This is a genomic window from Bradyrhizobium sp. 930_D9_N1_4 (genome assembly GCF_052076015.1).
GTDB lineage: Bacteria > Pseudomonadota > Alphaproteobacteria > Rhizobiales > Xanthobacteraceae > Bradyrhizobium.
This window is the reverse complement of sequence record NZ_CP197236.1, coordinates 3990179-4003615: the sequence shown is the minus strand read 5'-3', so window position 1 is coordinate 4003615 and position 13437 is coordinate 3990179. Positions and strand designations below refer to the sequence as shown.

At 63.7% G+C, this 13437-nt stretch carries 13 protein-coding genes; 5 read left to right on the top strand and 8 right to left on the bottom strand.

What is annotated here, in order from left to right; all coding sequences use genetic code 11:
* The 5 genes from AB7532_RS18820 to AB7532_RS18800 all read right to left on the bottom strand — a co-directional run bounded on the left by AB7532_RS18820 (position 1) and on the right by AB7532_RS18800 (position 5457).
* Positions 1-990, bottom strand: a complete 990-nt coding sequence (locus AB7532_RS18820; protein WP_441236261.1) for a hydroxyacid dehydrogenase — start codon at positions 988-990, stop codon at positions 1-3.
* Positions 991-1024: 34 nt separating this feature from the next.
* Positions 1025-2125 carry an ABC transporter ATP-binding protein gene (locus AB7532_RS18815; RefSeq protein ID WP_441236260.1) on the bottom strand — a complete coding sequence of 367 codons (1101 nt, stop codon included), beginning with the start codon at positions 2123-2125 and terminating at the stop codon, positions 1025-1027.
* A gap of 6 nt (positions 2126-2131) precedes the next feature.
* A complete protein-coding gene (locus tag AB7532_RS18810; RefSeq protein ID WP_441236259.1) occupies positions 2132-3043 on the bottom strand; it encodes a carbohydrate ABC transporter permease in 912 nt (303 codons plus the stop codon).
* Entirely contained in the window at positions 3043-3981 is a 939-nt protein-coding gene (locus AB7532_RS18805; protein ID WP_441236258.1) for a carbohydrate ABC transporter permease, read from the bottom strand. Before AB7532_RS18805 ends, AB7532_RS18810 begins: the two co-directional genes overlap by 1 nt.
* Positions 3982-4116: 135 nt before the next feature.
* On the bottom strand, positions 4117-5457 hold the full coding sequence (locus AB7532_RS18800) for an ABC transporter substrate-binding protein (RefSeq protein ID WP_441236257.1): 1341 nt from the start codon (positions 5455-5457) through the stop codon (positions 4117-4119).
* Positions 5458-5919: 462 nt separating this feature from the next.
* On the opposite strand from AB7532_RS18800, the gene AB7532_RS18795 reads away from it, so the two are divergent.
* Both AB7532_RS18795 and AB7532_RS18790 read left to right on the top strand, forming a co-directional pair.
* Positions 5920-6747, top strand: a complete 828-nt coding sequence (locus AB7532_RS18795) for a Spy/CpxP family protein refolding chaperone (protein ID WP_441236256.1) — start codon at positions 5920-5922, stop codon at positions 6745-6747.
* A gap of 111 nt (positions 6748-6858) precedes the next feature.
* Positions 6859-7236 carry a response regulator gene (locus AB7532_RS18790; protein WP_441236255.1) on the top strand — a complete coding sequence of 126 codons (378 nt, stop codon included), beginning with the start codon at positions 6859-6861 and terminating at the stop codon, positions 7234-7236.
* A gap of 100 nt (positions 7237-7336) precedes the next feature.
* On the opposite strand, the gene AB7532_RS18785 is transcribed toward AB7532_RS18790, so the two are convergent.
* From AB7532_RS18785 to glk, 3 genes are all read right to left on the bottom strand, one after another.
* The gene (locus tag AB7532_RS18785; protein WP_441236254.1) at positions 7337-7492 is read right to left on the bottom strand and encodes a hypothetical protein; all 156 of its coding nucleotides are present in this window, start codon (positions 7490-7492) and stop codon (positions 7337-7339) included.
* A gap of 144 nt (positions 7493-7636) precedes the next feature.
* Positions 7637-7840, bottom strand: a complete 204-nt coding sequence (locus AB7532_RS18780; RefSeq protein WP_441236253.1) for a hypothetical protein — start codon at positions 7838-7840, stop codon at positions 7637-7639.
* Positions 7841-7979: 139 nt separating this feature from the next.
* Positions 7980-8951 carry a glucokinase gene (glk, locus tag AB7532_RS18775; RefSeq protein ID WP_441236252.1) on the bottom strand — a complete coding sequence of 324 codons (972 nt, stop codon included), beginning with the start codon at positions 8949-8951 and terminating at the stop codon, positions 7980-7982.
* Between the two features lie 249 nt (positions 8952-9200).
* Here glk and pncA point away from each other — a divergent pair, with 249 nt between their 5' ends.
* The 3 genes from pncA (at position 9201) to AB7532_RS18760 (ending at position 13141) form a co-directional block, all read left to right on the top strand.
* Positions 9201-9839: a bifunctional nicotinamidase/pyrazinamidase gene (gene pncA / locus AB7532_RS18770; protein WP_441236251.1), complete on the top strand. Its 639-nt coding sequence runs from the start codon at positions 9201-9203 to the stop codon at positions 9837-9839.
* 16 nt (positions 9840-9855) lie between these two features.
* Positions 9856-10971, top strand: coding sequence for an alpha/beta fold hydrolase (locus AB7532_RS18765; RefSeq protein ID WP_441236250.1), 1116 nt, complete (start codon positions 9856-9858; stop codon positions 10969-10971).
* A 136-nt stretch (positions 10972-11107) separates the two neighbouring features.
* Positions 11108-13141 carry an NAD(+) synthase gene (locus AB7532_RS18760; RefSeq protein WP_441236249.1) on the top strand — a complete coding sequence of 678 codons (2034 nt, stop codon included), beginning with the start codon at positions 11108-11110 and terminating at the stop codon, positions 13139-13141.
* The last annotated feature ends 296 nt before the right edge of the window (positions 13142-13437 follow it).

The window sequence follows — 13437 nt, the reverse complement described above, 5'->3', positions numbered from 1 at the left end:
TCAGCCCAGCACGTCCTGATTGATGATGTTCTGCCGGATCGGATCGCCGTCCAGCACACTCAGGATGTTGCGCGCGGTCTGCTCGCTCATGCGGCTCACCGCCTCGACGGTGACGCCGGCGACGTGAGGCGCCATGATGACGTTGGGCAGCGCGAACAGCGCATTGCTGACCGGCGGCGGCTCCACCTCGAACACGTCGATGCCGGCACCGGCGAGCCTGCCGGACGTCAGCGCGTCGTACAGCGCCGCCTCCTTCACGATGCCGCCCCGCGCGGTATTGATGAGATAGGATTTCGGCTTCATCCGGCCGATCCGCGTCGCATCGAACAGGCCGATCGTCTCCGGCGTCTTCGGGCAGTGGATGGTGACGAAGTCGGCATGGGGCAGCGCGGCGTCGAGATCGGCGACGGGCTCGCAGCCGGCGGCCTTGATGTCGGCCGCGCCCTTGTAGGGATCGTAGACCTGCACCTTCATCTCCATCGCCTGGCAGCGCCTGGCGGTGCGGGTGCCGATACGGCCGAAGCCGATGACCAGCACGGTCTTGCCATAGAGATCGAACGGCAGCATGCCGAGCCGGTTGGCCCATTGGCCGTCCTTGACGCAGGCGTGCATTTCATTGGCGCGCTTGGCCAGCGTCAGCATCATGAACAAGGCCTGCTCGGCGACCGAGGGCGAGTTCGCGCTGCCCGCGACCATCAGCGGCACCTTGCGGCGGGAGAGGGCGGGCACGTCGACGGCGTCGTAGCCGACACCGATGCGGGTCACCACCTTCATGTCCTGGGAGGCCTCGAGCTCGGTCTCGCCGAAGGCGGTGGCCCCTAACGCCACGCCGTGGACCGGCGCATGGCTCTTCAACAAGGCTTCGAAGTCCTTCGCCGAGATCAGGTTCGGAAACTCGACGAGCTCGATATCGTCCCGCTGGGTGAGGAGGGCGCGTGCCCCTTGCGACAAAGTTTGTGTAACGAAAATCTTCTTCTTGTTGGTCGCCATCGTCCCCTGCCTGCGCGAGTTTCTTGAACCAGCGTCACAACACGGCGCCGGTCGCCTCGTTTAGCAGGTGCATGTTATTGAGGTCCATCGCCAAACGCATGGGTGCCCCGTCCTTGGCGCCGGAGTTGGGATCGACGCGGCCGCAGATCGGCGTGCCCTCGAGCCCGAAATAGACCAGGGTCTCCATTCCCATCGGCTCGGTGACGTCGAGCACGGTGTCGAAGGTCTCGACGCCCGGTCCCAGATGCGCATGCGACTCCGTGAGATGCTCGGGCCGCAGGCCGAGCAGCAGCTTGTCGGTGCGCGGCAGCGCGTTGTAGCGCGCCGCGCGGGCCGGCGGCAGCGCGAACGCGATGCGGTCGGTGAGGCGGATCTGGAGCGTGCCGCCGGCATCTTCAAGCCGGCACGGGATGAAGTTCATCGCGGGCGAGCCGATGAAGCCGGCGACGAAGCGCGTGGCCGGCTTGTGGTAGAGTTCGTTCGGCGTGCCGATCTGCTCGATCTTGCCCTTGTTCATCACCACCACGCGGTCGGCCAAGGTCATCGCCTCGACCTGGTCGTGGGTGACGTAGACGGTGGTGGTGCGGACCTTCTGGTGCACCTTCTTGATCTCGATCCGCATCTGCACGCGCAGCTTGGCGTCGAGATTGGACAGCGGCTCGTCGAACAGGAAGACCTTTGGATTGCGCACGATGGCGCGGCCCATGGCGACGCGCTGGCGCTGGCCGCCGGAGAGCTGCTTCGGTTTGCGGTCGATCAGATCGGTGATGTCGAGCAGGCGGGCGGCTTCCGTCACCCGCGCCTTGATCTCGGCCTTGGGATAGTGCTTCAGCCGCAGCCCGAACGACATGTTCTCGGCGACCGTCATGTGCGGGTAGAGCGCGTAGTTCTGGAACACCATCGCGATGTCGCGGTCCTTCGGCGGCACGTCGTTGACGACGTCGCCGCCGATCATGATATCGCCGTCGGTGATGTCCTCGAGCCCTGCGATCATCCGCAGCGTGGTCGATTTGCCGCAACCGGAGGGGCCCACCAGCACGATGAACTCGTGGTCGGAGATGTCGAGGTCGATGCCGCGCACGGCTTCGACATCATCGTAACGCTTGACCACTTTCCGCAAAGCAACGTCGGCCATGAGACATCAACCCTTTGTCGCGCCGGCGGTCAGGCCGGCAATGTAGTAGTCCATCAGGAACGCGTAGATGACCAACGGCGGCGCTGCGCCAAGCAGCGCACCGGTCATGATCTGACCCCAGTTGAAAACGTCGCCCTTGATCAGCGTGGTGGTGATGCCGACCGGCAGCACCAGCTGGTCGACCGACGTCGTGAACACCAGCGGATAGAGGAACTGGGCCCAGGACACCGTGAAGGCGAAGATGGTCGCGGCGATCAGCCCGGGCAGCGCGACCGGAATGAAGATCCGCGTCAGGGTCTGCAGCCACGAGGCGCCGTCGATGAGGGCCGCCTCGTCCAGCTCCTTCGGGATCGAGGCGAAATAGCCGATCATGATCCAGGTGCAGAACGGCACCGTCAGCGTCGGATAGATGAACAGCAGCACGTACCAGCGATTGAGCAACGTGATGCCGGTGATGTCCTGAAACACCGCGAGCATCTTGAACAGCGGGATGAACAGCAGGCTGTCCGGAACGAGGTAGGTGAGGAACACGCCGGTCGCGAGCGTCGTCGAGCCCCAGAACTTCATCCGCGCCAGTGCGAATGCCGCGGGAATGCTGATCAGCATCGTGATCGTCACCACCACGATGGAGACGATCGCGGAATTCCAGAAGAAGCGCAGAAACTGGTTCGAGGTCAGAAGCTCGACATAATTCGACAGGGTGGGATGAAACACCCACCAGGGGTTGGTCGCCGCCGAGATTTCTGCGCTGCTCTTGAGCGAGGTGATCAGCATGTAGATCGGCGGCGTCAGCGAGAAGATCGCAAACAGCACCAGGAAGAAGTAGGACCAGCGCAGCGCCCAGGTGCGGTCCCGGCTCATGCTGCGGTATTTGACCTTGCGCGTAGGACCGCCCTTGTCGATTACCAGCGTGCTCATCAGGCTTCGTTCCCACGTTTGTTGACGTCGCGCAGAATGAAGATCGCCGCGACCGCGAGGATGGGCACCATGAACAGCGAAACGCAGGCGCCGAGCGGAATGTCGCTGCTCTGGATGCCGACCTGGAACGCCCAGGTGGCGAACAGATGCGTCGAATCCAGCGGGCCGCCGGAGGTCAGGATGCGCACGATGTCGAAATTGGCGAAGGTGACGATCAGCGAGAACAGCGTGGTGATGGCGATGATGTTGCGCATCATCGGCAACGTGATGTGCCAGATCTTCTGCCACCAATTGGCGCCGTCGATCGACGCGGCCTCATAGAGCTGGTCGGGGACCGATTTCAGCGCGGCGAGGTACATGATCATGAAGAATGGTGCGCCGTACCAGACGTTGACGAGAATGACCGAGAAGCGCGCCCAGAAGGTGTCACCGAGCCAGGGGATGGGGCCGACGCCGAAGAAGGACAGCGTGTAGTTGAAGGCGCTGTAGGAGGGGTCGAACAGCCACAGCCAGGCCAGCGTGCTCATCGCCGGCGGGATCACCCACGGCACCAGCAGCATGCCGCGCCATTTACGCTGGCCCTTGGCCGGCAGATTGTGGACGAAATGCGCGACAATGAAGCCCATCAGCGCTTTGAAGAATACGGCGGTGAGGGCGAAGATGCAGGACTGCCTCACCACCATCCAGAACGTTTCACGCTTGAACAGGAACGTGAAGTTGCCGAAGCCGACGAACTTCTGCATCGACTTGTTCAGCGTTGCCAGATGCATGGAGTAGAAGGCGGGATAGAGCACGAGCAGCGCGATCAGGAGAATCAGCGGTAGCGTCAGGAAAAACGCCACCGTCGACTTCCGCCTCAGCGCATTGTGCAGGCTGGCACGTTTGCGCGGACTCGCAGCGCGGACGGAGCGACCTTGCTCAACGACGACATCGGCCATGGTCAAACTTTCTGACGGAAGGTTCAACGGTGAAGCCGGCCGCATCGGTCGGCTTCGCCCGGAAGGGGATGGTGCGGGTGGAATCCGCGGCGGCTCACGCGCGAACGCGTAAACCGCCATGGCATAGACCCGGCATCAGCTCCGCATGAAGCCTTCGCACTCGCCCTCGGCCCAGGCGAGCGCCTGCTCCATGGTCTCGCCACGGGCATAGCGCAACGCCAGCTTGGTCAGCGTCGCCTGGTTGTAGATCTGCTGGGCGATCTTGGGCGGCGCCGGCGACGCCGCGATCGACATCGTCTGGCGTCCATGCGGGTCGGGGTAGCTATAGAGCGTGCCCTTCGGCGGCCCTTCCTCGGCCCACGTCTTCAGCTTGGTCATGTTCGCGAAAGCCGGGAGGTCGTAGCCGCCGCTCGCCGCGACAAACTTCTCGATCGACGACGGTTGCGACAGATGGGTCAGCAGGCTCTTGGCGGCCTCCTTGTTCTTGCCGAAGGCCCAGACGCCCCAGAAATAGGGCAGGAACGGTGCGAAGCGGCCCTTCGGACCGGCCGGCATGCCGTGAGTCCAGCATTGCTCGGCGACCTGCGGTGCGTCGCGTTTGGCAACGGCCCAGGAACTCGGCGGATTCAGGATCAGCGCGCCGCGGCCCGAGATCAGCCATTTGTTGTTGGACGCGTCATCCCAGGAGGGTGCATCCGTCGGAAGCACGGCGATCAGCTTCTTGTAGAATTCGAGGGCCTGACGAACCGCGTCGGTCTTTACGGTGATGTCGCCCTTGGCGTTGACCAGTTCGGCGCCGAATGACTGGAAGATCGCGCCGGCGGTATCGACGCTGTCGGTGGTCTCGCCGAGGCCGATCCCGAACGGGACGCCGGCCTTGTGACAGGCTTCGGCGGCCTTGAGAAAGGTCTCCATCGTCCAGTTCTCGTCCTTGGGCGTGCTGCCCGCCGGATACATCTCCTGGACGTCGATGCCCGCATGCTTCTTCATCAGGTCGATGCGCGAGCAGGGGCCCTTGATCTGGCTGCCGACGGTGGCAGGGACGGCAAGCCATTTGCCGCCGGCCTGGCCGAGATATTTGGTCGTGCCGTTGACCTCGCCGTTCTGCTTGACGATCGCCTCCATGATGTCGCTGACCGGTTCGAGCTGCTCCGCATAGGCATGCGGCCACCAGGTCGGCATCTGGAGAATGTCGTGACCGGATTTCGCCTGCGCTTCGGCGGCGACGGTCAGCTCGAGCTTCTTGTTGTTGCTGGTGATGTAATCGATGGAGACCTCGACCTTCTCCCTCGCAGCCCATTCATTGACGAGGTCGGTCGAGGCCTTGTTGGCACCCGGCACCCAATGGTCCCAGAAGCCGATCGAGAGCTTGCCGGCGGCGTAGGCGCCCCGGACATAAGGCGCTGTGATCAGCGCCGCGGAGGACATTGCAGTGGCAGCCACAAATTGACGTCGCGTCAGTGTCTTGCGTGACATCTCGTTTCCTCACCTGGGTGTTTTATTGTTCTGGTGTTTCCTCTGAACTCTTCTGAGTTTGCTTTTGATTTTCTTGTTGGGCGTTTTTTGTAGAACGCTTCTGCAAATTGGTAGCGCGATCAGATCATGATTGGTCGCCTCTGTCGAGGAAGCCGAACGGCTCCCGTCTAGAACTAACGTTGCGTCCGGAAGCGCGGCGGGGGCGTCGTGCGACATGTGGCCGACGTGAACCTCAGCCCCTCATTTTGCGACGCACACGTCTGATGGGGAGCACGGGGACATCCCGTGCGCAATTACGCCGCAGTTTCGAATAAGCCTTCATAACCGCTTCGCGCGAAACAGTTTTCGGGCGTGGACAGGCATTGGCCGTGTCTGGACCTCGAAGCGGCGAAAACGATAGAGTTGCAACCGGCGGGTGGCTTCCACCCCGAGAGGACAATCGGATTGACGATGGAGACCAGAATGATCAACCCGGCGCCGCCTGCGCGGCTTCACCTGCGGCGATGGCTCGCGCTGGGCTCTGTGCTCGCGGTGCTGCTCGGCGCAGCCGCCGTCGCGCATGCACAAGGCCTGGTCAAGGGCGTTCAGGATGGGGCCGCGGCCGGCAACAAGGCGGCCGGTCCGGTCGGTGGCGTGCTGGGCGGCGCGATCGGCGGCGTGGTCGGCGTCTTCACCGGCGTGCTCGGCGTCAATAACAACAACAACCAGGCGCCGCCGCCGGCCGCCAAAGACGCCAGCAAGGATGCGAGCAAGGACGCCAAGGATTCCAAGCAGCCGGGCGCCGGCAAAGATAAGGACTCCAAGAGCGCCAAGGAAAACGCCAAGGCGGGCAAGGGCGCCAAGGAGAACGCCAAGGCGACCAAGGAAGCCAAGAACGCGCCGCAGGACAAGGACAAGGATGTCCCCGTCCTCACCCAGACCGGCGCGCCGCAACAGACAGCCGAGCAGATCGTCGCCAACAGCGATTCCTATATCGAGCGGATCAAGACGGAGTTGAACCTGACGCCCGATCAGGAGAAGCACTGGTTCGGCTTTTCGAGCGCCATGCATTACCTGGGACATAACGGCGCGGAGCGGCTCAACCTGCGGGTTACCCGGGCCAAGCGGGATCCGCCTGATGACATCATCGAGCAGATGCGCAACGAGTCGCAATTCCTGATCGACCGCGCCGCCGACCAGCGCAACGTCGCCGATGCCGCCGAGCCGCTCTATTCGAGCCTCGACGACAAGCAGAAGCAGGTCTTCATCCAGGAGATGGTGCGCCTCAGCCACGAGCGCGGGCTGGATTGATCAAGTTGAATCCGATTGCGGGCGCCCGAATTAACGGCGCCCGCCACGAATTCGTGAATCCTCTCCGCATTTCTGATATGGTTAGCTTCGCAAGCTGACTGCGGGGTTGATATGGCGGACGGACTCTCCGTTTTCCTGGTTGAAGACGAGTCTTTGATCCGGATGATGATGGTCGACATGGTGGAGGAGCTCGGCCATCATGTCGTCGCGGAGGCGGACAATGTCCGGGACGCGAGCGCCTTCGCGATGACCGCGCAATATGATTTCGCCATCCTCGACATCAATCTGAAGGGCCTCTACGTCGATCCCGTCGCTGATCTGATCGAGCGCCGCGGAAAGCCGTTTCTGTTCGCCACCGGCTACGGCCCGGAGCTGCTGCCATCCTTGCTCCGGCGCCGGCCGATCCTGCGCAAGCCGATTTCACTCGATCAGCTCAAGATAATGATCGACTCGCTGTTTCCGGACGCGATCGCCAAAACACCTCACTGAGAAGGCGCCCAACAGAGAACGGCGGAGCCGCCGCGTTGACATCGTCAACGAAAATGGCCGCCCTGAGGGCGGCCATTTGGCGAAAGAATTGATGTCAGTCTCAGACGAGGCCGGCGCCGATGTCGATGCCGCGCGCCATCAGGCCGAACGAGGCGACCAGGCCCATGCAGCAGAACAGCAAGATGGTCTTGAACGAAGAATTGGCAAAACGCATTTCGACGGCGGCCGGCATCGCGGCGAGCGAAATCATGCTCATGTTCATTCCCCCCTTTGTTGATCCCTGAATTGCATCAGGTGAGGGAACCCTAGAGCAGAAAGTTTGACGTCAGCTTTCGAGGGATCCTTAACGGAATCGCAATCGCTCGCGTGGTTGCGCGAGTGACAGGCTTTCCCGCAAGTCTCAGTTGCGGCCGTTCTTCAGCACCGTGGCGATGGTATGGGCCGTCATGGCAGCACGATCCGAGGCGCGTTGCGCGGCCAGCCGGTCGCGCGCCTTTTCCTCGATCAAGAGCTCGATCAGCGCCTGTCGCTTGTCGTCGTCGTCCGCCTCGAGCAGCAGACGGTGATAGCGGTGATAGTCGAAACCGAAGTCTTGCTTACGCATGTCACGCCCCCGCAACTACGCCACATACAGAAGGTGATTGTTTCCCATCGGACACAAACGGGCAAGCACGATCCTGCGTGGAACCGGGTGTGGGCTGCAATCAGCTGTGCATGACTGGAACCGGAGGGGCGCTCGCGTCTCAATCCGGGTTGTGGTCGGCGAACATCTTGAGGCCGAGGAAGCTCGCGTCGGGCTTGGTAACAAGCCGGGTCGGGATATTGCGCAGATAATCCTGGAAGCGTCCCTTGGCCTCGAAGCGCGCGCGGAAAGCGGAGGCGGTCAGGAACTCCGGAAAGCGCGGCGCGATCCCGCCGGCGACATAGACACCACCGCGCGCGCCAAAAGTCACCGCAAGATTGCCCGCGACCGAGCCGAGGATGGCGCAAAACATGTCCAGCGTTGCGCGGCTGACCGGACAACTGCCCTCCAGCGCCGCCTTGGTGATGGCGGCCGCATCGCGGTGCGGCACCTGGGCGCCGTCGACTTCCGCCAGCGCCTCGTAGAGACTTTGCAACCCGGAGCCGGAGAGCGCGCCGCGCTCGATGGAGACGTGGCCGAGGCGCTTGCGCAGGCACGCGATCACGCGCTCTTCGCGCTCGTTCTCCGCCGGCAGCGTCGCGTGTCCGGCCTCGGTGACGACGGCCAGCCGGGCGCCATGGCGCTCGACCAGACAGGAGACGCCAAAGCCGGTTCCGGGCCCGACCACCAGCAACGGTTCACCGGGAAGGCCCTCCTGTCCGCCGAGCGGAATCAGATCGGCCGGCAGCAAAGCGGGCAGGGACCACGCCACCACCTCGAAATCGTTGAGCACGTGGACGCTGTCGAAGCCAAGCGCCGGCTGCAGCTCGTTGCCATCGATGACCCACGGGCTGTTGGTCATGACGCACCGGTTGTTGGTCACCGGACCCGCGACGGCCAGCACGGCTCTTGTCGGCTGCTCGCCCGCGGACCGGCGCGCGAGAACGTCGGCGATGGCCTCCCGCACGGTCGGGAAGTCCGCGACCTTCACATAGTCGATGGGGCCGGCTTCGTCGTCCTCGCTGAGGGAGAAGCGCGCATTGGTGCCGCCGATATCGGCGAGAAGTATTTTGCCTGTCTTGCCGATACTCATGACCATCCGGCTGCCGCGCCATAGAGGCTCGCGGGAACCGTTACCTCCGCTTCCATTCGATCCGCAGGTTGCGGATTTCTGCGAGAATCCGCCCTTGGGTGAGCCTAATCAACTCGGACGAGGCCAAACCGTTGCATCATAGCTCCGACGGGCGCGACATCGCCGCATGCGGTCGGTGGTTGCGAAGCCGGATGGGAAGATCGACATTGGACGAGAGCGTTTGGGCGTCTGTCGCGCCCGGTGGCTGTAATGGATCTTAATATGACAATTTCGGACCGCGACGTGCTGCTGGTGATCGACGTGCAGAACGATTTCTGCACCGGCGGAGCGCTCGCCGTCCCCGGCGGCGAGAAGATCGTCCCGGCCGTCAACCGAATCGCCCAAAAATTCACCAATGTCGTGCTGACCCAGGACTGGCATCCACGGGAGCATGTCTCGTTCGCGCCCAACCATGAAGGCAAGCAGCCGTTCCAGACCATCGAGCTCGACTACGGCACCCAAATGCTGTGGCCGACGCATTGCGTGCAGGGCACGGCGGGCGCCGAATTTCATCGGGAGCTTGAGGTTCTCAGGGCAAACCTCGTGGTGCGCAAAGGATTTCGTCACGGCATCGATTCCTATTCGGCGCTGTTCGAGAACGACCACAAGACGCCGACGGGCCTGCTCGGTTATTTGCGCGAACGCGAGTTGAAGACGGTGTTCGTCGCCGGCCTGGCGCTGGACTTCTGCGTCCGCTTCTCGGCGGAGGATGCCCGCGCGGCCGGCTTCGAGGTCGCCGTCATCGAGAACGCCTGCCGCGGCATCGATCTCGACGGCTCGGTGGCCGCGACCCACCGGAGTTTTCGCGAGCGCGGCATCTCGGTCGTCAGCCTCGAAGCGTTCCCGTGAGGATCGTGGGATAGAGATGGTGGAGACGCGCAGCAAACGGCAGGGCGGACCGGTTCATGCTCCGGATGATCCGCTGCTGTGGCCGTTTGCCGCCGCGCGGCTCACGATGGATGCCTGTTTCTGGTGGCTGGAGCGCGGTCCACCTGAACAGGACGCGAGCAATCTGCCGTGGACCACGCCGAATACCGTCGCGCTGGAGCTTGCGACCATGCGCCTGCGCGATTGCACGCGGGCGCGGTCCGGTCAGCCGGCGCTGGTCTGTGCGCCCTATGCGCTGCATCGGGCCCTGATTGCGGATTTTGCGCCCGGCCACAGTGTGGTGCAGTCCCTGCAGAGCGGTGGCGTCGACCGGGTCTATCTCACCGACTGGCGCTCGGCCTCATCAGACATGCGCTATCTCTCGATCGACAGCTATCTGGGCGATCTCAACGTTGCCATCGACGAGATCGGTGCGCCGGTCGACCTTGTCGGCCTGTGCCAGGGCGGCTGGCTGTCGCTGCTCTATGCGGCCCGCTTTCCCGCCAAGGTGCGGCGGCTGGTGCTGGTTGGCGCGCCGGTGGACCTCTCGATCCACTCGACGCTATCGCAGCTCGTTCGCAGCACGCCGGAAACAGTCTACCAGCAACTCGTCGCCCGCGGCGGCGGCAATGTCAGCGGCGAGGAGATGCTGCGTCTCTGGTCGAAGACGCCGAGCCGCGACGACATCGCGACGGCGTTGCAGAAGGATGTCTTGGACGAGGAGGGCGCGGCACTGCTCGCGCGGTTCGACCGCTGGAATAGCGAGACGCTCGATCTGCCCGGCACCTATTATCTGGAGATCGTCAACCGGATCTTCCGGGACAATCTGATCGCGGGCGGCAACTTTACGGCGCTCGGTCGCAAGGTCGATCTGAAGGACGTCAAGGTGCCGGTTTTCCTGCTGGCTGGCCTCGACGACGACGTCGTGCCGGCGGCGCAGGCGCTTGCGACCGCCGCTCTGCTCGGCACGCCGCCGGCCTACATCGCCGCGGTCTCGGAGCCCTGCAATCATCTCGGCCTGTTCATGGGCGCGCGGACCCACGCCGATGCCTGGCCCCGGATCGCCGAGTGGCTGAACGACGATCTGTCCGGCGCGCTGGCCCGCCGCGCCTGACATCGCCGGGCAGGCGAACATGCAAATCCGTTATGCATGATGGTGGAGGGTCTGCACGGGACCCGGTCGATGGGCTACATATCAGCTGGAACTGACGGCTGCGGCCGCGGCAAGATCATCAAAGGTACTGCGCTCGATGAGTTTTCACTCGATCTACGCCCACGGATTTGCGCGCGTGGCGGCCTGCGTCACCACCTCCCATGTGGCCGATCCGACCGCCAATGCGACGGCGATCCTGGCGGCGGCAAAGGACTGCCACGCGCAGTCGGTGGGGGTCGCCGTGTTTCCGGAGCTGTGCCTGTCCGGCTATGCGATCGAAGACCTCGTCAAGCAGGATCCGCTGCTCGATGCGGTCGAGCGCGGCCTCGCGGCGATCGTCGAGGCCTCATCGGCGCTGATGACCGTCCTGATCGTCGGGGCGCCGCTGCGCTTCGGCGCGCGCATCTACAATTGCGCCATCGTCATTCATCGCGGCAATGTGCTGGGCGTCGTACCCAAGAGCTATCTGCCGACCTATCGTGAATTCTACGAGGGACGCCATTTCGCCTCCGGCACCGGCATCGCCGGCGAGACCATCGCCTTCGGCGGCCTGCATGCCCCGTTCGGCCCGGACCTTCTGTTCGCGGCCGAGGACGTTCCCGGCCTGGTGATCGGCGTCGAGATCTGCGAGGACATGTGGATTCCGGTGACGCCGGCCTCTGAACTGGCACTGGCCGGCGCCAGCGTGCTGATCAACCTCTCCGGCAGCCCGATCACGATCGGCCGGGCACGCTCGCGCGCGCTGCTGTGCCAGTCGACCTCGGCACGCTGCCTTGCGGCCTATGTCTATTCCGCCGCCGGGGCAGGGGAATCGACCACGGATCTCGCCTGGGACGGCCAGACCTCGATCTACGAGAACGGCGTGCTGCTGGCCGAGGGCGAGCGGTTCCGTCAAGGCGGCCAGATCACCACTGTTGACGTCGATCTCGACCTGCTCAGGCAGGAGCGCGCCTCGATGGGGACGTTCGACGACAATCGCCGGCAGCGCGAAGGTTTTTACCGCAGGATCAGTTTCGCGCTGAAGCCACCCGCAACCGATATCGGCTTCCTGCGCCAGATCGAGCGCTTCCCGTTCGTGCCGAGCGATGAGAGCCTGCTCGAGCAGGACTGCTACGAGGCCTACAACATCCAGGTCGCCGGCCTCGTGCAGCGCATGCGCGCCACCGGCACCAGGCGCGTGGTGATCGGCGTCTCGGGCGGCCTCGATTCCACCCACGCGCTGATCGTCGCCGCCAAGGCGGTCGACCTGCTTGGCCTGCCGCGCGCGAACATCCTCGCCTACACGATGCCGGGCTTTGCCACCGGCAGCGAGAGCAAGACCAATGCTCTGGCGCTGATGACGGCGTTGCAGACGACTTGGCAGGAACTCGACATCCGCACCACGGCGACGCAGATGCTGAAGGATATCGGCCATCCCTTCGGCAAGGGCGAGCCGGTCTACGACATCACTTTCGAGAACGTGCAGGCGGGCCTGCGCACGGATTATCTGTTCCGGCTCGCCAACCATCACGGTGGCATCGTCATCGGAACCGGCGATCTCTCCGAACTGGCGCTCGGCTGGTGCACCTATGGCGTCGGCGACCAGATGGCACATTATAATGTCAACGCCGGTGTGCCGAAGACGCTGATCCAGCATCTGATCCGCTGGGTCATCGCCTCGCAACAGTTCAGCGGCGAGGTGAACGGGACGCTGGCCTCGATCCTGTCGGCTGAAATTTCGCCCGAGCTGGTTCCGATCAAACCCGGCGAGAAGCCCCAGAGCACGGAAGCCTCGGTAGGCCCCTACGAGCTGCAGGATTTCAACCTGTTCTACACGCTGCGCTTTGGCATGCGGCCGTCCAAGATCGCCTTCATGGCGCAACACGCCTGGAAGGATGTCGCCAAGGGCGAATGGCCGCCGGCATTCCCGACCGACAAGCGCAAGGCCTACGAGCTTCCCGAGATCCGGCGCTGGCTGGAGGTTTTCCTGCGCCGTTTCTTCGCCTTCAGCCAGTTCAAGCGCTCGGCGATGCCGAACGGGCCGAAAGTTTCGTCGGGCGGCTCGTTGTCGCCGCGTGGCGACTGGCGCGCGCCGTCGGATTCGAGCGCGGCGGCCTGGCTCGAGGATCTCGAGCGGAACGTGCCGAAATGATCAGACCGATCCGATAGGCTCAAAACGACTTCGCGCCGCGCGGCTGATCAAGCCGGCGGCGCGAAATTGCGTTCAACGTAGAAAGTGCCGAGGTCCGGAGTGCCTAGGAGTCCGGACCTCGTCACCTTTGCCCCAGCCTTTGATCCCCCAGCCCCATGTGGTCCCCCAACCCCATGCAGCGCGATCAGAAGGTGATGCCCTTGGAAGGCCGCCGATCGATGTCCCGCGATGTACGCGAGATCGGAATAGGATTCCATTCCGGATCACTACGGACTCAAACGTGCTTGATTCTGCGC